The sequence below is a fragment of the Peribacillus sp. FSL P2-0133 genome (genome assembly GCF_037975445.1).
Classification (GTDB): domain Bacteria; phylum Bacillota; class Bacilli; order Bacillales; family DSM-1321; genus Peribacillus; species Peribacillus simplex_E.
Map to the genome: position 1 here is coordinate 3,750,753 of NZ_CP150254.1, position 20,925 is coordinate 3,771,677.

The 20,925-nt window shown below is 39.7% G+C and carries 19 protein-coding genes and 1 riboswitch; of the genes, 2 read left to right on the plus strand and 17 right to left on the minus strand.

Translation table 11 applies throughout. From position 1 onward, the window contains the following. Window positions 1–9: 9 nt before the first annotated feature. The 10 genes from MKY17_RS17940 to MKY17_RS17985 all read right to left on the minus strand — a co-directional run bounded on the left by MKY17_RS17940 (window position 10) and on the right by MKY17_RS17985 (window position 9,801). A complete protein-coding gene (locus MKY17_RS17940) occupies window positions 10–978 on the minus strand; it encodes a YpdA family putative bacillithiol disulfide reductase (protein WP_098370798.1) in 969 nt (322 codons plus the stop codon). A 152-nt stretch (window positions 979–1,130) separates the two neighbouring features. Further along, window positions 1,131–2,408 carry a Glu/Leu/Phe/Val dehydrogenase gene (locus MKY17_RS17945; protein WP_048681753.1) on the minus strand — a complete coding sequence of 426 codons (1,278 nt, stop codon included), beginning with the start codon at window positions 2,406–2,408 and terminating at the stop codon, window positions 1,131–1,133. A 267-nt stretch (window positions 2,409–2,675) separates the two neighbouring features. Next, window positions 2,676–3,251, minus strand: a complete 576-nt coding sequence (locus tag MKY17_RS17950) for a genetic competence negative regulator (RefSeq protein ID WP_098370799.1) — start codon at window positions 3,249–3,251, stop codon at window positions 2,676–2,678. A gap of 91 nt (window positions 3,252–3,342) precedes the next feature. After that, complete coding sequence (locus MKY17_RS17955) at window positions 3,343–4,236, minus strand: MerR family transcriptional regulator (RefSeq protein ID WP_098370800.1); 894 nt, start codon at window positions 4,234–4,236, stop codon at window positions 3,343–3,345. A 98-nt stretch (window positions 4,237–4,334) separates the two neighbouring features. After that, window positions 4,335–5,150, minus strand: a complete 816-nt coding sequence (locus MKY17_RS17960; RefSeq protein ID WP_098370801.1) for a metallophosphoesterase — start codon at window positions 5,148–5,150, stop codon at window positions 4,335–4,337. 95 nt (window positions 5,151–5,245) lie between these two features. After that, a complete protein-coding gene (locus tag MKY17_RS17965) occupies window positions 5,246–5,704 on the minus strand; it encodes a YpbF family protein (RefSeq protein WP_141993581.1) in 459 nt (152 codons plus the stop codon). Window positions 5,705–5,846: 142 nt separating this feature from the next. After that, entirely contained in the window at window positions 5,847–6,638 is a 792-nt protein-coding gene (locus MKY17_RS17970) for a LysM peptidoglycan-binding domain-containing protein (protein ID WP_185151420.1), read from the minus strand. Next, a complete protein-coding gene (locus tag MKY17_RS17975) occupies window positions 6,616–7,242 on the minus strand; it encodes a CPBP family intramembrane glutamic endopeptidase (protein WP_098370804.1) in 627 nt (208 codons plus the stop codon). The genes MKY17_RS17970 and MKY17_RS17975 overlap by 23 nt, the downstream gene beginning before the upstream one ends. Continuing rightward, on the minus strand, window positions 7,232–8,737 hold the full coding sequence (locus MKY17_RS17980) for an ATP-dependent DNA helicase RecQ (RefSeq protein WP_339200264.1): 1,506 nt from the start codon (window positions 8,735–8,737) through the stop codon (window positions 7,232–7,234). The genes MKY17_RS17975 and MKY17_RS17980 overlap by 11 nt, the downstream gene beginning before the upstream one ends. 2 nt (window positions 8,738–8,739) lie before the next feature. Continuing rightward, entirely contained in the window at window positions 8,740–9,801 is a 1,062-nt protein-coding gene (locus tag MKY17_RS17985; RefSeq protein WP_098370806.1) for a helix-turn-helix domain-containing protein, read from the minus strand. 290 nt (window positions 9,802–10,091) lie between these two features. On the opposite strand from MKY17_RS17985, the gene MKY17_RS17990 reads away from it, so the two are divergent. Further along, window positions 10,092–10,340 carry a ferredoxin gene (locus tag MKY17_RS17990; protein WP_034308087.1) on the plus strand — a complete coding sequence of 83 codons (249 nt, stop codon included), beginning with the start codon at window positions 10,092–10,094 and terminating at the stop codon, window positions 10,338–10,340. A gap of 129 nt (window positions 10,341–10,469) precedes the next feature. On the opposite strand, the gene MKY17_RS17995 is transcribed toward MKY17_RS17990, so the two are convergent. Next, the gene (locus MKY17_RS17995) at window positions 10,470–11,051 is read right to left on the minus strand and encodes an ECF transporter S component (protein ID WP_141993586.1); all 582 of its coding nucleotides are present in this window, start codon (window positions 11,049–11,051) and stop codon (window positions 10,470–10,472) included. A gap of 164 nt (window positions 11,052–11,215) precedes the next feature. Then, window positions 11,216–11,352, minus strand: a riboswitch (FMN riboswitch). A gap of 308 nt (window positions 11,353–11,660) precedes the next feature. Here MKY17_RS17995 and serA point away from each other — a divergent pair. Then, entirely contained in the window at window positions 11,661–13,235 is a 1,575-nt protein-coding gene (serA, locus tag MKY17_RS18000; RefSeq protein WP_098370808.1) for a phosphoglycerate dehydrogenase, read from the plus strand. A gap of 90 nt (window positions 13,236–13,325) precedes the next feature. Here serA and MKY17_RS18005 read toward each other — a convergent pair whose 3' ends face one another. The 6 genes from MKY17_RS18005 to MKY17_RS18030 all read right to left on the minus strand — a co-directional run bounded on the left by MKY17_RS18005 (window position 13,326) and on the right by MKY17_RS18030 (window position 20,912). After that, window positions 13,326–14,549 carry a GerMN domain-containing protein gene (locus MKY17_RS18005; protein WP_098370809.1) on the minus strand — a complete coding sequence of 408 codons (1,224 nt, stop codon included), beginning with the start codon at window positions 14,547–14,549 and terminating at the stop codon, window positions 13,326–13,328. Then, on the minus strand, window positions 14,515–15,075 hold the full coding sequence (gene sigX / locus MKY17_RS18010) for an RNA polymerase sigma factor SigX (RefSeq protein WP_098370848.1): 561 nt from the start codon (window positions 15,073–15,075) through the stop codon (window positions 14,515–14,517). The genes MKY17_RS18005 and sigX overlap by 35 nt, the downstream gene beginning before the upstream one ends. 214 nt (window positions 15,076–15,289) lie before the next feature. Then, window positions 15,290–17,083: an ATP-binding protein gene (locus MKY17_RS18015; protein ID WP_098370810.1), complete on the minus strand. Its 1,794-nt coding sequence runs from the start codon at window positions 17,081–17,083 to the stop codon at window positions 15,290–15,292. Then, window positions 17,080–17,796, minus strand: a complete 717-nt coding sequence (locus MKY17_RS18020; protein ID WP_098370811.1) for a response regulator transcription factor — start codon at window positions 17,794–17,796, stop codon at window positions 17,080–17,082. The genes MKY17_RS18015 and MKY17_RS18020 overlap by 4 nt, the downstream gene beginning before the upstream one ends. 295 nt (window positions 17,797–18,091) lie before the next feature. Continuing rightward, window positions 18,092–19,270 carry a c-type cytochrome biogenesis protein CcsB gene (gene ccsB / locus MKY17_RS18025; RefSeq protein ID WP_098370812.1) on the minus strand — a complete coding sequence of 393 codons (1,179 nt, stop codon included), beginning with the start codon at window positions 19,268–19,270 and terminating at the stop codon, window positions 18,092–18,094. Then, the gene (locus MKY17_RS18030; RefSeq protein ID WP_339200267.1) at window positions 19,263–20,912 is read right to left on the minus strand and encodes a cytochrome c biogenesis protein ResB; all 1,650 of its coding nucleotides are present in this window, start codon (window positions 20,910–20,912) and stop codon (window positions 19,263–19,265) included. The genes ccsB and MKY17_RS18030 overlap by 8 nt, the downstream gene beginning before the upstream one ends. Window positions 20,913–20,925 lie beyond the last annotated feature (13 nt).

Here is a 20,925-nt window from a genome sequence, read left to right on the forward strand (position 1 = left end):
TTAAATAATTCACTTTTCTTTAACAGCCAAATGATAGGCAATCAATCCACCATGAAACCTGCCGTTCTCGATGAAGATTTCGTTCGCATTATTTCCGGCTGCCAGAACTCCTGCAATATAAAGACCTTTAACGTTCGTCTCCATCGTTTCCTCATTATATGCGGGCCTTCCAGTCTCCTTATCAATAGTAATGCCCATTGAAGCTAAAAAGGAATGGTCAGGATGGTAACCAGTCATTGCAAATACAAAATCATTTTTAATGACTTTTTCCTCATCCCCCACATGGTAAATGACGCTGTCTTCCGTTATCCTGTCAACATTTGCATTAAATTCCATCTTGATGGTTCCATTGCGGACCAATGCTTCAAATTCAGGAAGAATCCAAGGTTTGATACTTGGAGAGTAATCCGATCCTCTATAAAGGACTGAAACCCTTGCTCCTGATTTGACCAATTCCAGAGCGGCATCCACACTTGAGTTTTTGCCACCGATGACTGCAACATCACAATTGAAGTAGGGATGGCCCTCCTTGAAGTAATGATACACTTTAGGGAGCTGTTCACCCGGTATGCACATATAGTTAGGATGATCATAGTAACCGGTCGATATGATCACATGCAAAGCTGTATACTCACCTTTCGATGTCTTGACTAAAAACTTCCCATCTTCTCGTTTTTCCACATTTTCCACTTTTTCGAATGTATTGACCCGCAATTCTTTCCTTCTGACTACCTCCCTATAATAGGCAAGCGCCTGATTGCGGACCGGTTTACGGTTTTCGATTATAAAAGCAATATCACCAATCTCGAGTTTTTCACTCGAACTGAAAAATGTTTGATGTGTCGGATAACGGTAAATGGAATCAACCACATTGCCTTTTTCAATGATCAAGGACTGTATTCCCACTTCCTTAAGAGCGAGCGCAGCAGCCAATCCACAAGGGCCCCCACCTATGATAATGACTTCTTCAACATTCATCTTTATTCCACTGCCTTTCCATGCACTATGTAATTCGTTCGTCTAAAAAATAAAAACTCCTATCAATACATGATAGGAGTTTTTACAAATCATTTCAATGATAATGCAATGAACATGATTTTAACTATAAAACAATACATGATTCGAATCTTTTAGATCCAACCACGGAAGCGAGAAGCTTCAGCCATTTTTCTTACACCAATCATATAAGCCGCTAGGCGCATATCAACACGTCTTGATTGTGCAAGTTCATAAATGTTATTAAAAGATTTCACAAGGATTTTTTCCAGCTTTTCGTCAACTTCTTCTTCTGACCAGTAATACCCTTGATTATTTTGTACCCATTCGAAGTAAGAAACCGTTACACCGCCAGCAGAAGCAAGGACATCAGGAACAAGAAGGATTCCGCGATCCGTTAGGATTTGTGTCGCTTCAATCGTTGTAGGTCCGTTAGCTGCCTCGACAACGATTGATGCTTTGATATCAGCAGCATTTTCTTCAGTGATTTGGTTTTCAATTGCAGCCGGAACTAAAATATCACATTCCAATTCAAGCAGTTCTTTATTTGAAATTGTGCTTTTAAACAATTTCGTTACGGTTCCGAAACTATCTCTCCGATCGAGAAGATAATCGATATCCAATCCTTCAGGATCATGAAGAGCACCATATGCATCCGAAATCCCAATAACTTTAGCACCTGCGTCATGCATGAATTTAGCTAAGAAACTACCTGCGTTACCAAAACCTTGAATGACTACCCGTGCACCTTTAATATCGATGCCGCGTTTCTTGGCAGCTTCATTGATACAAATCGTCACACCCTTAGCAGTGGCTGATTCACGGCCATGAGAACCACCAAGTACTAGCGGTTTACCAGTAATGAATCCTGGCGAGTTGAATTCATCCATACGGCTGTATTCATCCATCATCCAAGCCATGATTTGGGAATTTGTAAATACATCAGGTGCCGGGATATCTTTAGTCGGCCCCACGATTTGGCTAATTGCGCGAACATAGCCCCGGCTCAGCCTTTCAAGTTCACGGAATGACATATTACGAGGATCACAAACGATACCGCCTTTACCCCCGCCGTATGGCAAATCAACGATACCGCATTTCAAGCTCATCCAAATGGATAATGCCTTCACTTCACGTTCCGTTACATTAGGGTGAAAACGGATACCACCTTTTGTAGGCCCAACAGCATCGTTATGCTGGGCACGGTAACCTGTGAAAATTTTAACCGAGCCATCATCCATGCGGACCGGTATCTTCACCGTTAATAAACGCAATGGTTCCTTCAACAGCTCAAAAACTTCTTCCGGGTAACCCAGTTTATCCAAGGCTTTATGTATTACAGTTTGGGTAGACCTCAGTACGTCGTGTTTTTCTTCTTCATTTACATGGCTATTGCCTTTTGCCGATTCCATTAAAAGTACCTCCTAGAAAATCTCCATATATAAAATTATAATGTACAAATAGTCCTCTTCATGTGCTAGTATACACCTTCGTTACATTAATGCAAGAGTAAAAATGGGAATTTAAAAGTTGGAAATATTCTAAAAATGAAAACGTTATCATATCAACTGTTTTCTTACTCCTTTTGCGTATATCTTCTTCGGCAGAAAGTTGAGACAAAAAAGGCAAACCGCATTGTTTTTACCATAATGTGGATGCCTCGTCTCATTTGTTTTACATCAGCTAAAGTGTGTGAGCAAAACATGTATCGCTTCATTTTCGATTATACATGTTCCATATTCATTGATGCGGCTGAGTGTCAATGTAGATGCATGGCCATACTCAGCCGCTAAAGATATGACCGTGTCATACGTCGTGTCTTTAACATTTTCGATAAGTAAATAGTATCTTCCCTCAAAATGATAAAGAGTACTATTAAGCAAACCTTGAAAAGATAATCTACGACATAATTGAACGATATCTTCAAAGTCATTGAATACATACAGAATATGGGGGAAGTCATCTATTTTCACTTGTAAATCCAAGAATTCCTCTTCGTCAGTCAATAATTCCTCTTCGTCCTTTGTCACGATGATTATCAACCCTTGTGCAGGCAAAGAGAAAATTTCGATTGCAATGGAGCCACTCATTTTAAAGCTGAGTTCTTCGCACGCTTCTTCGACCATATCCTGAAATAGCTTGTGGACCTTTAAGGAATTCCCTAAAATATCTTCTTTTGTTATGCCTCTATCAATTAAATCATCAAGGGTCAAAAAAATCTTGATTTTATTATTAGTTAATCGCTCCAGCTTCATAAAAAAATGCCCCCTGGTTACCATCTTCATACATCATATGAAGCCTTGGTCGCAGGGTGCATATCCATTATTTCTCTTAAGCCGGCCGCCGCTAACCTTTCAGCCATTCCTCCCACTTCGATTGCGTGTCCCCCATTAAAACTCCACTGAAGTCCGTACGGTTTTCCTCGGAAATAAGGCTCAGCGCCGCACCGCCAAGGCCCACCTTCAAATCCGGGAAATCCTTTATTAATGCTTCAACCAGCCTAAATGTTCCATCAAGATTCTCTTCCAGTGAACATGACATGAATAGGTAAGAGGGTTTTATGATGTTTAAAACGGTGAAAAGGTCATTATCAGCAATGGATTCACCTAAATAAATGGTTTCATACCCTTTCCTCTTCAAAAAAACGGTAAAGACCAACAGTCCAAATTCATGTTTTTCACCGGGAGCACAAACGGTAAGGGCTTTCGGAAGAAAACCATTAGTCGGAATGGTATGCATAACTGAACTGATCCTGGATTTCAGGATGTTGGACGCAAAGTGTTCATGAGCGGAAGTAATTTCTCCCCTTTCCCACTTATCCCCAATCTGAACCAATATTGAGCCAATTACATCAACTATGGTTTGTTCGATTGTATACATACTGAATGCTTGGCTTATGAGCATATGAGCTTTATTTTCATTGAAATTCAAAAGAGCTTCGATTAATTCATCCGAAAACTTAATCGCTTGTTCATCCTTACGGTTCGTTTCAGGAACTCCAGGAGCTAGAGTGCCAGTACTTTCAAGAAGTGAAACGGCTTGGCTTATTGTAAAACCTTGCTTTGTTTTATTGATTAGCCACTTAAGGATTTGCAGATGTTTTTCAGTATACAGCCGGTGCCCCGATTCATTCCTGACAGGCTCGATAAATTTATAGCGCCTTTCCCATGCTCTAAGGGTTCCCGACTGAATGTCCAGCAGTTTTGAAACTGCCTTTATATTATATTTACCTTCTTGCATGGTTTTACAAGGCCTCCAATAACTGTACGATCATTTGTTGAAATTATAGTGGATTTTTCATGGTCTGTAAAATTCCGATATGCTCGATTAATAACAGCCTAATAGTTCTTTTCCACAGCTTCGCCTATTTCAGTGTCTGTCCCCCTTCTCAGGGTGAAGAGGTGCGTTTCCGGCTTAGCCTCAAGCCTTAAAGGCACTGCGCTTGTCCCATAGCCATTACTGGTCATATATAAACAGTCCCCCTCTTTTTCAATGCTGCCGATCTGATAGGGCCCGAATCCGAATATACGAATCTGCCCGCCATGGGTGTGACCTGACAGGACAAGACTAATATGGTGTTCCGGAGTCAACTGTTTCTTGACCAATGGATTATGGCTCACCAAAATCCGAAAATCTTCATTCCCGCAATCCGACAGGGCAAGGTCAAGCCTATCACGTTCTTCTGATATATCATCAATGCCCAGAAGAGCGATTTTGCTTCCATTTTGAGACTCAAAAGAAACAGCTGTATTATCAAGGATTTTCACACCATGTTTCAAAAGAGTCGCATCCAGTTCATGGAAGTCTCCTTCATAATCATTATTACCCCAAACAAAATAAAGGGGACCAAGTTCTTTTAGTTTCAATAAATTTTTTTCCACGCGTTCTAAGGGAACCCCGCTTTCCCTAATGTCACCGCCGATTATCACCAAATCTGCCTTGTCACGAGCGTCCTCAATTAATTTATCCGCAACGATCCGCCGATGAAGATCGGATATAAAAAAGATCCGAACATCTCCAAAGCCTTCAGGAAAGTCTTTGAAATATAAGTCTTGAGAAATCACCCTATCTAGCATAGCCGTACGCCACATGTAAAAGATCGTGGCAAATGACAGCAGAATGATGACTAAAAATAATCCAGATAACCATAACATCTTAGTTAAACCTTCTTTCCATCCTTATCCCAAACGTACTTTCATATAACCATAAAACCATATTACCCGCAATTAAATATGATTTAACGCGATCATCATTTATTTTCATGATATAAGTTAATATCATAATTCTTCTTCATCATTTCAAATACCTTATGGCGGCTTTTCCATTCTTCCTCTTTTTCCCACAATTGCTTACTTTTATTAATGATTTCACAGCGTAGCAGTTGAAACTCCTTTTCAGCTTTATCAAGCTTTTTTTTAATTAATACCATATATCCATATAGACCAATCGCTGATGCTAAAAAAAGGAAATGACTAAAATGGTCGACGAAAACACTAAACATACTGAAAAAGGAATAGGAATAAGGTACAACGATATAAAAATATAGATAAATCATAAAAAGGGCAGCAACAATCATGGTTGCCCATAAGCTTTGAAGGTGCTTCTTTTTAAGTGCCTCGAATTTTTTCTTTCGATCCACGACATTCTGCAGCATTTGCTTTGTTGCTTGATCCGTCTTCTCATCCAATAAAATGATTGTCGATTCCATCGCATTTCCTCCTCTACTCTTTCAAATCATGATATGAAAGAGTAGAGGAAAAAATGATAAAGTACCTGTCACGTTTACCTTCACACTGAACTAAGTCAACCAATCTTAAAAACACCCTGCCTATAAAGACAGAGTGCCATCGTTATTTCTTGATAGGAATTTTCAATACCTGACCTTTGGAAATTTCATTGCCATTCAGCCCATTCCACTCCCTGATCAGAGCAATCCCTTCCTGTGATTTGTAGTAATTCATGGAAATTCGAAATAATGTTTCTTCACCTTGAACAGTATGTAAGACAACTTTGTATCCCTCTTTATCCGGTTTCGCAGCTTGAACATTTTCGGCAGCCTTTTTCTTTTCTGTTTCTGCCTTCTTTGCTTTTTCATCAGCTTCTTGCTGCGCTTTGGCCTTTTCCTCAGCTTCTCGCTGTGCTTTGGCCTTTTCCTCAGCTTCTCGCTGTGCTTTGGCCTTTTCTTCAGCTTCTCGCTGTGCTTTGGCCTTTTCTTCAGCTTCTTGCTGCACTTTGGCTTTTTCTTCAGCTTCTTGCTGCGCTTTGGCTTTTTCCTCAGCTTCTTCTTTTTCTTTCTCCGCTTCAGCCTTTGCCGATTCTTTTTCCTTTAAATCATCTGCAGTAGCTGTAGTTGGAATCGATTCAGTAGCTTCCTCACTAAAGACGACTTGGTCACTTTTCACAACAGGTACAGGCCTATCCTGCAGATATGTATAAAGGGCGTAAAATCCAATTGGAAGTAAAATAAAAAATAATGCTAATAATTGTATCATTGGGAACTTCTTCACTTTACTTTTTTTCTTTTTATTCTGGTGGACTTTGCTCCGCTTGGGCAATGAGGACTTAGCCTTCTGACGTTCAATTCGCGAACGAAGTTCACCAGCCTGATCGTTTTCTTTTTCATTCTTTTGCACTCGGCTCATTCAAGTCACCCCCTTTCTTGCTAAACCCTCTTTGCTTTTTGTTCCTGATTAAAATACCAAGGATAAAGTCAATCAAAAAGTGAGCTGTTATCGTCACGATGAGATTATTGGTCATTTCAAATAGAAAACCGATAAAGAAGCTCAAAACCAAAACATTTAAAAATAAAAACCAATTAAAAAGGTAACGATAATGAACGGCTGCAAAAATGAGGCTCGTAAGAAGCAAACCAAAATGTGTTTGCAGCACTCCACGGAATAATACTTCTTCACTTATCGCAACCACTAAAGTTACGGCAAAAATCATCGGGTATGACAAATTACTGAAAATGCGTTCGTTAATACCACCATCATCCTGATAGGAAGATGGTGTCACTTTCATAAACAATAAGTCAAATAACACGACAATGACTCCAGCGGGAATTCCAATAAGCAAAATGTTCAGGTCATCAAAGATAAATAAGTCGAAAAAAGCTGAACGGTCTTTAAATAAAATAATACCTAAAAAGAAGGCTAACGTTAAGAGAATAATTTGCGTAAGAAACAAATTATATAGCAACTGTTTATCTGTAAGTTGTTTAATAATTTCAGCTTGCTTATTTTTCATTGCCATTTTCCTTCTTTAATAAGATATAAGCCAATTCTTTTTTCCAAGTGGAAAAGGAATTGACCGGGTCCACCTTGACTTCCGGCCATACATCAGACATTTTTTCGACATCCATCCCACAGATATCACAGCAGATGTGGTTCACTTCCCGATGCTTTTCTCCAAAGTAGTCCAGTATCCCTAAACGGCGACATTCCTGTGTATAAATCCAGTGAAGGAATTTATGCAGCTTTTCCTGATTCCTTGATTTTCTCTTTTGACAATACTCTTTCATCTCTGCCATTTGATCTAGGTTATTGCCCGTGATAAGCTGCGTAAAAAAACGGAGCTGGATTTCGTTCAACGAAAAGGATTGAGACAGCTGTTCTTTTTCCGAGAGGGTCAAATTCGCCATATTTTTGTGTGATGCATTAAGGAAAGAACATACACCATCGATTTGCGAATCCGTAGGCAACTGTTGCTCCATCAAATGCAGGGGAAGCCCTTCATCCCCTTCGCTATATAATAAGACAGCCACACTTTGTTTCCGATCTCGTCCAGCCCTGCCTATCTCCTGAAGATATGCTTCCATCGTGGACGGGATATGAAAATGAATAACATATCTGACATCCGATTTATTCACACCCATTCCAAAAGCACTTGTTGCACATATAATTTTCAACTGGCCGGAAATGAATTGCTGCTGAATGAGCATCCTTTGCTCCTGTTCCATTCCACCGTGATAATAATTGACACTATCGATCCCGTTATCCTGTAAAAACCCAGTGACTGATTCCGCCACTTTTTTAGAGGAAAAATAAATAATTCCGCTTCCGGTAAATTTCCTGACAAGTTCCAGTACACGGGCTAGCTTCTCATCGTAACTGAACATTCGCTCGACAATAATTGCAATATTTTCCCGATCAACAGATGATACCATTTCCTTGGCCTGCCCAATGTTGAGTTTACCAACGATGTCCCTCCGGACCTCATCGGTTGCAGTTGCCGTCAGGGCAAGAGTCAACGGATTGTTCAATTCACGCCTCACTTCTCCTAAATTTAAATAATCCGGACGGAAATCATACCCCCATTGTGAGATGCAGTGTGCTTCGTCTATGACGAACAAACCTATGTCTATGGATTTCAAGGATTTTATCACGCCATCCAGGCTTAGCATTTCAGGAGATAAAAAAATAAAACGATAACTATGTAACCGGTCGAAAGCTTTCCTTTTTTGATTTAGCGTCAAAAAAGAGTTGAGGGTCAATACACTTTTTTCGCCACTCATCTTTAGCTGATCTGCTTGATCCTGCATTAAAGATAATAACGGGGAGACAATTAGGACAGTCTTATTTAAAAGATAAGCAGGCAGCTGGTAACATAATGATTTACCTGATCCGGTTGGGAGCATCGCTAAGGTATTACGGCCGGACATCAATGATTCAACCACTTCCTTTTGTCCAGGGCGGAATTCATCAAATCCGAATTTTTCTTTGAGGACTCGTTCTATGTTCATCATCACTCACCTATTTTCGCAAGTACAAGTCTTATTTGGAAAAAGCTTACTTGTTTATTATCGACCATCTGCTTGATTGCTTTAAGCTTTTTCGTACCAAGTTCCTTAATAGCTTCAGCAATTTCCCTCTCATCCTCGATAGTTACATAATCGGAAATCGGAAAATCTTTTTCCGATAAGACAATTTCTACGAGGTGATCTTCGATGGTGTTGACTTTCAATCTGCGGATTTCAGCTATTTCACCCAGATTTTTCCCTTCCTGGATGTATCGTAAAGTTATATTTGTAGATTGTGTCAATTGAGGATTCCCACTTCTTTTCCAATCATTGGTTAATGAGGACAAGAGAGGGTAATCCTTTCCCGTTTCCATTTCTGCAAGCATTTGATGCAATGAGTCAAGGAATGTAAAGCGAACATACTCTTCTTCTACATCTTTCCTTTTTGCAATCTGTTCAAACGTAAGTCCAATCCTGTTTATTCCGGTTAACCTCAAAATGAAAATATCTCGTTTCATATCACTTTGACTTTCTAAAAGGGATATCAATTCATCATATAGATGTTGGGCAATCACCGCTCGATCCTCACGATGGACATGTAAAAATTCCTTTACGAAGAATTGGATTTTGGGATTTCGTTGTATCGGATAAAAACGTCTTTCATTGTGGACAATATGAGATATAGTTTGAATGAGTAAGTTTAACCTTCCCCAGAAAACCGGGGTGATATTGTGATACTTCCAACCATTTATATACGTCGGAAAAGGATTACTTTTAAAGTAATCGCCTAACATTTTCTCACCTTGCATACTAATTTCATACGCATCTGGTTTATCCGTTAAATTAATCATGTCATGCTTAAGTAAATGTTCAATGTTTTGATTTAATTGCTGACGGGTAAATCGGGGTATTGTCCCAAAAATATCAGTTAACCCGAATAAATGGGCATCCTGGATTGTTTGTGACGATTTCTTACCCTGCAGCATATGGTATATAGCATAAATGGAACGTTCGCCTTGAAATTTTTTTATCGCATATAGAATGATGGCCTGTAGATAATTCTTCATGGGACTCACATCCTTGTTTCATTTAACCAATAACCCCATTGTAACAAAAAACTGCAAAAATCGCCGTTATTATTAATGATTACAAGGGAAATTATGTGACTAAATGACGAACCATGGAGAGAACCAAGTTAATTATTTCGATGTTTTTCGTTGACATTCAGCTACATGATAGTTATTATCAATACAATTTCTATTGAAAAGTTTGGCATTCGGTCTTACAATAAGAAAGAGATAATAATCTGAAATAAAAAGATTATCAGTTGTTAATCAACTTAGGAGGGGTTATATTCATGGCTAAATTTACAATTGTGGATAAAGAAACATGCATAGCTTGTGGAGCATGCGGAGCAGCGGCACCAGATATATATGATTATGATGACGAAGGGATTGCATTTGTTACCCTTGACGATAACGAGGGAATCGTTGAAATTCCAGATGTACTTATAGACGACATGATGGATGCATTTGAAGGATGCCCAACGGATTCCATTAAAGTTGCTGACGAGGCATTTGACGGAGATGCACTAAAATTCGAATAACGGTACAAGCCATTTTCAATCGAGAATGGCTTTTTCTTTTGGCCAATGTTGGATTACATCTCCTCATAAACATAAAAAACAACCGAATATGGAAATCCGGTTGTTTTTTCATTTCTATCGTCAATGCCGTTAAGCATTTTTATATAATATTTGCTTATTGATCCATGTCTGTAATTTAATGAACAGCAACATGAATACAGATGTGATGAGCACGCCTTTAATCACGTTGAAAGGCAAGATTGCCGTCGTAACGAACTTTCTTGACTCGGGCGCCGACATTGCATCCCATCCCATAAAGAAGGTATATGCCGGTAAAAAGACAAAATAGTTTAAAACACTCATGAATACTGCCATGGAAACTGTCCCCGCAAGTAAAGCGAACGTCATCCCTTTTTTTGAATTGATTTTCTTAAATACATAATAAGTTGGCAAGACAAACAGTATTCCGGCTATAAAGTTAGCGATATGCCCCACAGGTACAGCAGTCAAGGTCCCTGTCATGACTAAATCCAATAGGTTTTTAATGAACTCGACTAGAATTCCAGCCATCGGACCGAAAATCAATGCCGCCATCAGTGCTGGTATGTCGCTAAAATCGACATTTAGAAAAGGCGGGAATCCTGGAAACGGGAAATTTAAAAGCATCAATAAATAAGAAATGCTTCCCATCATCGCAAGTGTAACCGTTTTTTTCACTTTGTTCTTATTCATAGTTCTCTCTCCTTCTTTTCCGATCTACCTGAAAAAGAGGTTTGGGTTCCAAAATATGTTGATGCTCAATAAAAAACCTTTAATTCCAATAGAATTAAAGGGATAAATTAAAGGTTACATCAAACAAACGTTCAGCAAATAACTGTTGAAACGCACTCAGGAACCTCCATCTTCTCCCATCCAGACTATACTGTCGGCTTTGGAATCACACCAAATCCTGCCTTGTAAGGCTCGCGGGCTTAGAAGAAGAAATTCCTTCATCACCGCCGGTGGGGAATTGCGCCCCGCCCCGAAGATAGACCTATAAAATTTTTATACTTCCCATTATATCTGAAATTCCTTTTTTTTGATAGCATTTTATCTCAGTAGATGCGTTTAGGATGAATATCGATCGTCGCAGTGAATGGTTTAAAACAAATAACGAAAATTTTTTTATACTATGCAAACGAAGACGAAGCCATTTATATCACGATATTAAATAAATGATCAGATGATAATCATGTTATTAAGCGCTTACATCGAGTTAAGCCAAATTGACATAATCAGCATTTCAATTGTAAAATTAACTGAAATTTAAGATAATTCTTTTCCCTAGGAAGGTGTTTAGACGTGTATCGGATTTTAGTAGCAGACGCCATTAAACCAGAAGGACTCGGACCGCTATCAGAGGCATCCAATATTCATCTCATTCAGAAAACCGTAGAGGAAGCTGCAAACGAACTTGATCGGATCGATGCAATTCTTGTGAGAAGTGCAACGAAGGTATCGGAAGATTTAATGAACCGTATGCCGCAGTTAAAAATTATAGCACGCGCTGGTGTCGGTGTTGATAACATAGACATCCCCGCGGCGACAAAACGCGGGATTGTCGTGGTTAATGCACCTGACGGCAATACCATTTCAACAGCTGAACATACATTTGCGATGATGGCTTCATTAATGCGCCACATTCCGCAAGCTTACGCTTCACTGAAGAATGGGGAGTGGAAACGTTCTTCATATACGGGAACTGAACTTCGTGGTAAAACATTAGGTATAGTTGGCTTTGGACGTATCGGAGGGGAAATTGCAAAACGTGCTAAAGTGTTTGGCATGGATGTCATTGTCTATGATCCGTTCCTGACTGTCGATCGTGCAAAGAAAATGTCCGTAACGGCCCTGCCGTTAGATGAATTGCTTCCTAAAGCAGACATCATTACTGTTCATACACCACTAACGAATGATACTAGAGGATTAATCAATAAAGAAAAACTGCTTACCTGTAAAAAGGGGGTATATGTACTAAACTGCGCCCGTGGTGGAATTCTAGACGAAGATGATTTATATGAAATGTTAGTAGAAGGACATGTTGCAGGGGCGGCACTGGACGTTTTCGTCGAAGAACCTCCACTTGGCCATAAACTGCTTGAACTGGATAGCGTCATTGCTACACCGCATCTTGGTGCTTCCACGAAAGAAGCCCAATTAAATGTTGCCGTACAGGTTGCCCAAGAAGTATTGACCTATTTTGAAGGAAACCCAGTCTCAAGTTCAATCAACCTTCCAGCCATATCTAAAGAAGTGTTTGAAAAAGTACAGCCTTTCTATCAACTTGTTCAGCAAATGGGATCCATTGCTTCTCAGTGCATGAATGAAGGAATTCAGGAAATCTCCGTTACGTATGCAGGAGAATCATTGGATTTCGATACAGCGATTCTTACAAAAAGTCTAATCTCTGGCTTTTTCAGATCAAGAGTTGATGCATCAGTCAATGAAGTGAATGCCCTGTTGATCGCAAAAGAGTGTGGCATAACCGTTGGTGAAAAAATCTCTACGGACTCTTTAGGTTACTCGAATTTGATCAGCCTTAAAGTAAAAGGTGACAACCGTGAATTAACAATCAGTGGAACCTATATCGAAAATTACGGTTCTCGAATTGTAAGTTTGAATGGTTTCAAAATCGACTTTCAACCAGAACCGAATTTACTTTATATCCAGCATACCGATAAACCTGGTGTAATCGGTAACGTAGGTAAGGTCCTAGGTGATCACGGAGTGAATATCGCCACCATGCAGGTTGGCCGAAAAGAAGCTGGCGGGGAAGCCATCATGGTTTTGAGCTTTGATTTACCATTAGAAGACAACATGAAACAATTTTTAATGGAAACAGAAGAAATTACATTCATGGCCCGTATCTCATTATAAGAAGAAAAAAGTGCCCGTCCAGCGCGGGCACTTTTTCTGTGAATGCAAGGGGCTTTTGCCAACCATAGACAGGGTGTTTTTAACGCACCATCAATTCACTTGGTTCGGTGCTTTGGGCACCACTATGTCTTCAGTTAAATTCAGCTGACCTACCTCTTCAATAGGAGCATTTTCAAACTTCACTTTTTCAAAACCAAAATCCTTGGCAATGAAGAGTATGGCTTCTAAAGCTTGAAGGGATTCCTTACTATTTTCAATGGCAGCTTGATCTGATAATTGAATGATCACAAGATCTCCATTAGAGCTTACCCTTTCCCATGTCAGGTCATGCGGGATTGCAGGTGAAATTCCCTCGATGTCCGCCTCCCCTTTTCCAGCTTGCAGCGCCTCCTCAAAGTCCTGATAACCCATATTGCTTGGAACAAGGAACCTTGGGGAGGACTGATCCCTTTGGTAAAGAAAGTATGTGCGATTTTTTTGATGAGGTATGTCCACCTCCTTTAAATATCCCGCGTGCGCAAACATGGCACCTTGCTTACCATCTGTAGAAAATGTCATTTTCTCTATATTGTTATATGAAAGCGTTTCCTCCATCGAATGGAGAAAAAGTGTATCTTCATCCAATAGTCGGCTTTTTTCTTGAAAATCAATATGAGCAGTGGTCCTATCATTTCCTTTGCTGATCTTTATATCAAGTGGAAAATAGTCAGATAGCCCATATTGCTCTCCATCCATATCGGACATTTGATTAACTAACTGATTCAGTTTATCACTTTCGTCATAATGTTTGAGTTTAATTGAAATGGGAACGATGAAATTCATTTGATCATCTGGGACACCCATCGTAATGATCGATGCATTTTTAAGGTCATCTTGATAGATCGCTCGTGCAAATGTTTTTTCCTTTTCCCCTTTTCGGGGTTCCATTTCTGAAACCTTGTCTTTAGATTCGATTTCCGCTTGCTTACTCGAAAACTTTTGATTATCCTGTTTATCTGCTGAATGATTTTCTTTGTTACTTCCATCCTGCCGTTCAAGATCTGCCATTTCCTTATTTTCAGATAGAGATAATTTCCCACTACTGCCGCTGTCCTCTTGACTTATCGTTCCTTTTTTTTCAATAATTAAAGATGATGCCAAAACTACCATTAAGAATAAGGAGGCAACACCCACAAATAGAGGTATCCAGTGTTTCTTTTTCTTCTTATCATGTATTCTCGAAAACACCTCTGCCTTGGTTCGGTCATCTTTTAATTTCGGAAGCTCGCGCAGCAGGTCTTCAATTTCGCTTTCTTTCCAACGGGATCTTCTCAATGCGGTGGCCCTCCTTTCCTGATAAATCTTCCATCAACTTTTTAATAGCCTTCAAAGCACGGTGCTGGGTCGTTTTTACCTTACTTTCACTCCAATTCAATACTTCAGCAGTTTCCGTAATGGACAATCCCTGAATATATCGTAAAATGATGACCGATCTTTGATTCGTGGTACACCGGTTTAAGCATTGATAAATATCTTGGATTTCATCGTTCATGATAGCCACTTCTTCCGGAATGGGCTCCTTATCTTTTATCAATTGCCTATCCCAATCAAAGTTAGGAAAGATTTTATCTTTCCACCCTTTTTGTTTCCGAAAGTAATCAATCGTCACATTTCTTGCAATCGAGTACATCCACGTTTTTTCACTGCTTTTTCCTTCAAAGCGTTCATAAGCCTTCATCACCCGGATATAGACTTCCTGAACAAGGTCCTCAGCCGTTTCTCGATTTTTAGTCATATAAAAAATGAATTGATATATTTCCTGATGATATTTTTCATATAGATCGTGGAAAACGGAATCCATCATTTCCCCACATCCGTTCATAAATATAGTCGTCAATCCTAAACAAAAGTTACATACTTCGGCTTTAATCTTATTATAAAATTCCGTTAATTTCCACATATCAGGGACTTCTTATTTTGTTTCCGAAAAAAAACAAAGACAAGTTGGAAAGAAATCCAATTGCCTTTGTCTTCTCAGTTCCTCATGAAACAAGATTTTTTTGGCAAGCCACCCGTCATTCAGCATTTTCCATAATTCGAGGCAGAATAAAACTGAAAGTCGTCCCTTTATTAGGTAAACTGTTTACCGAAATGAAGCCATCATGGGCATTGATTATATTTTTTACGATTGCCAAACCCAAACCGGTGCCCGAACGGCCGCGGGTCCTTGCTTTATCCGCTTTATAAAACCTCTCGAATACAAAAGGCAAATCTTCTTCGGGAATTCCAGATCCAGAGTCCCTCACATCAATGATCAGACCCCTTCGATCACTTGTCCTCTGAATGACATCAATGTTACCGCCCGGAGGAGTATGACGAATCGCATTATCAATTAAATTGGTCAAAACCTGTTCAATGCGGTCCGGGTCGAAATGCCATTGAATTTGATCGTCTTGCATGCTGGCTGATATTGTGATCCCCTTTTCTTTAGCCAGCCCGGAAAACTTACTTGTAATCCTCTTTAAATAAGGAGAAATAGGTACGTATTCATAGCTAAGGTTCATTTTACCCGATTCCAATTTAGCTAGATCGAGGAGATCATTGACTAAACGGCCCATTCTCAAAGACTCATCATAGATGATGCGGGCCATTTCCACCTTTTCCTCTTCACTGCTCGCAATGTCATCTACAATCGCTTCACTATATCCTTGCAACATTGAAATCGGAGTTCTTAACTCATGGGAGACATTCGCTATGAAATCAGTCCTAAGTTTGTCCATACGTCTTTCATCACTCATATCCCGTATGATGGCCACCGCTCCCCGAATATTGTCGGCATTTGTATATAGCGGACTGACAATGAATCCCCAATCACGGCCCTGCAAAGTAATTTCACCGACTTGCTCCTTATGGAAGGACTCTGATTCATCAAAAAGATTCATCAAAACCAATGGGACATTGACATTATCTTCCCGGTTATAGCCCTTTTCAAAGTACCAGGATTGCAGAAATCTTTCTGCTGGCGGATTCGTTTCAAGAATTGTGCCATCTTTATTGAAGGTAATGACCCCATCTGCCATACTGCTAAGAATGCTTGAGAGATGTTCCTTTTCCTGACTAAGTGCATTCATATTGAATTTCAGCTGTTTTCTCATCTGGTTAAACGCTATGGCAAGCTCGCCGATCTCATCTTGAGTCAAGATCGGGACCTTTGTATCAAATTTCCCCCGGGCAATCGCTAGTGCGGCTTCCCTCATCTTCACCAATGGGGCATTGATTCTTGTAGATAAAAAGAAAGCAAAAATCGTTGTCAAAATAATGGCGATGCCTGCTGCCAATAATATGAACTGTGTAGTCGATTTTGTGGTTTCTTCCATCGACTCCAACGATTGAAATAGGAAAACTTCATCCTGTTCCCCATTCAATTCAAGTGGAATGCCTACTACGATTGCGGACAATTCCTCATTGCCTGCATCATCGGATAGCGCCATTTCCTTTTTTACAGTCTTTCTTTCAGTAAAAACCTTGATCAATTCGGAATCTTTTTTAATGAGTTCCGGCGTGATTTCGTACTCATTATCTCCTCCGATTGATGAGAATATCATTTTGTCATCATTAAGAATGATCATTTTCGTTTCGTTGCCTATTAATTCCGAAGCTATTTGTAAAACCTCATTGCTGGATCCCTGATGTTCATTCGTTACCTTAATGATTTGTTCAGCAGTTTTGGTTAAATCATTTTCAATATTTTCAATCTGGAAATTCTCAAAGAATTCGACCAGCAGAACGGTTAAAACAATTAATACAAACGACACGAGCAATAGGATCGTTGCCCATAGCTTCCCTACAACACTGCCCCATAGCATCAGTCATTAATGACTTCGAACTTGTAACCTACACCCCAAACAGTGACAATCATCTTGGCTGCGTTTTCGGATATGCGGTTTAATTTTTCACGTAAGCGTTTAACATGCGTGTCAACAGTTCGAAGATCCCCAAAGAATTCATAGTGCCACACTTCTTTTAACAATTGCTCCCGGTCGAAAACCTTATCTGGGGATTTCGCCAAGAAATATAATAATTCATATTCTTTTGGTGTTAATGAAACCTCTTTGTTATCAGCAAGTACTCGGTGGGCATCATTATCAATGGTTAAATGCGAGAAGACGATCACATCTTTTGCCGTCGTTTCCGTCTGCATGTAACTAGTGCTTGAAGAGCGACGTAATAAAGCTTTAACCCTTAATACGACTTCCCGGGGACTGAACGGCTTTACGATATAATCATCTGTCCCCACTTCGAACCCTTGAACGCGGTTCACTTCTTCCCCTTTAGCAGTCAGCATGATAATCGGTGTCGTTTTCTTTTCCCTTAATTCACGGCAAACTTCGATTCCATCTTTACCAGGCATCATAATATCCAATAAAATTAAATCATAATCATTTTCAAGGGCTTTTGTTAAAGCCATATCTCCATTTTCAGCTTCATCGATTATGTATTCTTCTCTTTCCAAATACATCTTTAGCAGCCGGCGGATTCTTTCCTCATCATCCACCACGAGAATTTTTATAGCATTATACATTATGTAATCAGCCTCCTATCATATATTCTACAAAATGAAAACTTCCATGACTAATACTTTTTCCGCACAAAGTACGATAAAGAGCCTATTTTGCATGGCTTCCATGAACCTTTCACCATTTTGTCACAAAAAAAGACTTAGACCGCTCACTAAAAGTTCATGAATGCTATTTCACCGAAATATCCTTATTAAAGGGAGTGACGAAAAAAAGGATCATTCTCCAGAAAAATCGATAAGCCAACTCCTCGATGTTTCTTTCAAAAGACCCCCTTCATCTAAATATTACAATACAGAATCAAGCATATGAATGCAAACCAGCAATAACAAGATTGACGAATATCAAGTTAAACATAATGATGGCAAAACCGATGACGGCAAGCCAAGCTGATTTTTCCCCTTGCCATCCCTTTGACATGCGCAGATGTAAGAAAGCTGCATAAAACAACCAAGTAACCAGTGCCCAGACCTCTTTCGGATCCCAGCCCCAGAATCGTGTCCAGGCCACTTGAGCCCAGATCATTGCAAAAATGAGGGCACCGAGTGTAAAAATCGGAAAACCGATAAGGACCGAACGATAACTAATCTCATCCAATAAATTCAAATTTACATTTTTAACGATCGGTTTAATCAATGCTGCCACTCTTTTGCGAGCAATCAACCTTATTAAACCATACAAGACGAGCCCCATACCGAATGACCAAAGTACAGTATTCAGTTTCTTTGCATTGATCAGTGGAGGCATGTCCACCAGTGGTTCAAATCGATCCGTCTCGATAAGTTTCCCTTCATTGGGACCAACCAAAGCCGGTAAGTTGAATTCCTGTTTGACCTCGGCTCCGTGTTTATCGACCCAATCAAAATTCGCCTTATAATCCATCGCAGCAAAAGAAGAAGTGATGATAACGAATCCAATGGTGCAGACTAATGTGAACATGATGCCTTCAAGCCAGAACGTTCTTTTGCTTGATTGTGTCTGATCGACGAATTTGATTAAATAAATGATGGCAGTAACGAAACTTATGGCAAGGATCGACTGTCCTGCCGCTGCAGTCGTTACATGAATATGAAGCCAATCGCTCTGCAAAGCAGGAATGAGTGGCGAAATTTCTGTAGGGAACATACTTGCATATGCGATTATCAATAACGCAATCGGTAAAGCGAATAGCCCAAGGGCAGGTGTTTTATAAAGGAAATAAATTAATATGAAAGCACCGACCAGCATCATTCCGAAAAAGGTCGTAAATTCAAACAGGTTACTTACCGGAGCATGGCCGGCAGCAATCCATCTAGTGATGAAATACCCAATTTGCGCCGCGAAACCGAGAATGGTGATGAAAATGCCCAGTTTAGCCCATATGTTTTGTTTCTTTTCCTCCGCTCCGCGTTTATCCTTGATCGATCCCCCAAATAAAAAGGTTGCGACAAGATATAATAAGAAAGCTGCATATAAAAAGTTACTGCTTAATTCAGCCATTTAAAACTTCCCCCTTACTAGAAGATTTCTCATCTTCAAGTTGATCCATTGGTTCGGAAAGTGATGTTGATTCTATCGCTTGTTTTATATCTCTTTTAATACCGTGCCAGTTTTTGTTTGTATGGCCGGCCATTAATATCTCATCATCTTTCCTCTTAATCCATATACGCCGGTGATTCCAATAAGACCCTTGGACAACGCCGATCATGAAAATGATTCCACCCGTGAATAAGATCCAAAGCGTTAAATCCTTCCTGACGGTCAAAGCCGTGACATCTTGGGTTTCCACACCATTAAAAGCCATTTTATAAGTGTTTTCCCCTAAAGGCTCCACAGTCTCTTTAATCGCTACGAAACTGACCTCACCTTCTGGCTTATCCGGAGTATGCATTTTAAAGATAAATGCTGGATTATTCGGAATCTTCGATATCGTTCTAGGTTCACCTTTTTCATCGAACTCGAAATCGGGGAAGTAACTGATCAAGTCAACGGAATATCCTTCTTTCAACTCGTATTTCTTTTGTGGATTGTTCAAATCAACCTTTAAGCTTCCATATTTCTCTTCGGTTTTTTTATTTATCAAATTAAAAGCCATCGTACTGAGCTCATCCAGTTTATAGTCTACTTGGTAGAGGGCATAATGATCATGTTTCAGAGGTTCATTGACTTTGATTTTATAATCTTTAAGTTTTTCAAGGTCCACTTTTTCCCCTGGTAAGGTTTCTCCCTTGCGCTCATACAACGTAACATCGGATTGATAGGTTTTTGCGATCGTACCGGTTTTATCGATTGCAGCACTGTACTGCGCATCTTCTTGATTCTCTTTGTCATACACCTCTAAGGTAAATTCATTATTCTGGAGGTAATATTCACCATTTGTACCCGGGATTTCTTTTCTCTCGCCTTCACGCAGCCAAAGTACTTTGTCGATATACATCCCAGGGACAGAACGCAATAATGCTCCAATTAAGAAAATGATAAGTCCAATATGATTAACATAGGGTCCCCAACGTGAAAAACGACCCTTTTCGGCAAGTATATGACCGTTTTCCTCCCGTATATGATAACGCTGCCTTTTTAGTCTATCCTTTACTTCTTCAAGGTTTATATCTTGGTCTTCAAGCTTTGTCACCCCATAAATCCGCTGACGTTTCATGAAACCGTCATGACGTGCGACCCCTTGTTTTTTTAACGATCGATATAATGGAAAGAACCGATCGATACTGGCAATCAATAGTGATATGCCCAGCATGCCTATGATAATCAAATACCACCATGAACTATATAAGTTATGAAACCCGAGTTCATAATACACTCTTCCGAACCAGCCGTATTCCAGTTCATAATGCTCAGCAGGCGTAGCTGTTGAAGGTATGTACATTTCCTGAGGTAAAATCGTCCCGATAGCTGAAGCGATCAACGCAATGACAATGAGCGTCACCCCTACCTTAACGGAAGAAAAGAAGTTCCATATTTTATCGATGATCGTTTTTTTATATGTTTGTGAACGCCTGGCACTTCCCTCATATCTCATATCAATAAGCTTGTTTTCTTTTTCGTTACCAAGCACCATCCCGCATTTACCACAAATCTTTGTGCCAAACGGATTTATATGACCACAATCGCATTTTACTTCTTTCATGTCAAAAACTCCC

What these genes read in the sequence shown, in the direction of transcription:
- MKY17_RS17940 (WP_098370798.1), bottom strand. Translation starts at nt 978, where the DNA reads ATGAATGTTGAAGAAGTCATTATCATAGGTGGGGGCCCTTGTGGATTG.
- MKY17_RS17945 (WP_048681753.1), bottom strand. Translation starts at nt 2,408, where the DNA reads ATGGAATCGGCAAAAGGCAATAGCCATGTAAATGAAGAAGAAAAACAC.
- MKY17_RS17950 (WP_098370799.1), bottom strand. Translation starts at nt 3,251, where the DNA reads ATGAAGCTGGAGCGATTAACTAATAATAAAATCAAGATTTTTTTGACC.
- MKY17_RS17955 (WP_098370800.1), bottom strand. Translation starts at nt 4,236, where the DNA reads ATGCAAGAAGGTAAATATAATATAAAGGCAGTTTCAAAACTGCTGGAC.
- MKY17_RS17960 (WP_098370801.1), bottom strand. Translation starts at nt 5,150, where the DNA reads ATGTTATGGTTATCTGGATTATTTTTAGTCATCATTCTGCTGTCATTT.
- MKY17_RS17965 (WP_141993581.1), bottom strand. Translation starts at nt 5,704, where the DNA reads ATGGAATCGACAATCATTTTATTGGATGAGAAGACGGATCAAGCAACA.
- MKY17_RS17970 (WP_185151420.1), bottom strand. Translation starts at nt 6,638, where the DNA reads ATGAGCCGAGTGCAAAAGAATGAAAAAGAAAACGATCAGGCTGGTGAA.
- MKY17_RS17975 (WP_098370804.1), bottom strand. Translation starts at nt 7,242, where the DNA reads ATGAAAAATAAGCAAGCTGAAATTATTAAACAACTTACAGATAAACAG.
- MKY17_RS17980 (WP_339200264.1), bottom strand. Translation starts at nt 8,737, where the DNA reads ATGAACATAGAACGAGTCCTCAAAGAAAAATTCGGATTTGATGAATTC.
- MKY17_RS17985 (WP_098370806.1), bottom strand. Translation starts at nt 9,801, where the DNA reads ATGAAGAATTATCTACAGGCCATCATTCTATATGCGATAAAAAAATTT.
- MKY17_RS17990 (WP_034308087.1), top strand. Translation starts at nt 10,092, where the DNA reads ATGGCTAAATTTACAATTGTGGATAAAGAAACATGCATAGCTTGTGGA.
- MKY17_RS17995 (WP_141993586.1), bottom strand. Translation starts at nt 11,051, where the DNA reads ATGAATAAGAACAAAGTGAAAAAAACGGTTACACTTGCGATGATGGGA.
- sigX (WP_098370848.1), bottom strand. Translation starts at nt 15,075, where the DNA reads ATGGATTCCGTTTTCCACGATCTATATGAAAAATATCATCAGGAAATA.
- MKY17_RS18020 (WP_098370811.1), bottom strand. Translation starts at nt 17,796, where the DNA reads ATGTATAATGCTATAAAAATTCTCGTGGTGGATGATGAGGAAAGAATC.
- ccsB (WP_098370812.1), bottom strand. Translation starts at nt 19,270, where the DNA reads ATGGCTGAATTAAGCAGTAACTTTTTATATGCAGCTTTCTTATTATAT.
- MKY17_RS18030 (WP_339200267.1), bottom strand. Translation starts at nt 20,912, where the DNA reads ATGAAAGAAGTAAAATGCGATTGTGGTCATATAAATCCGTTTGGCACA.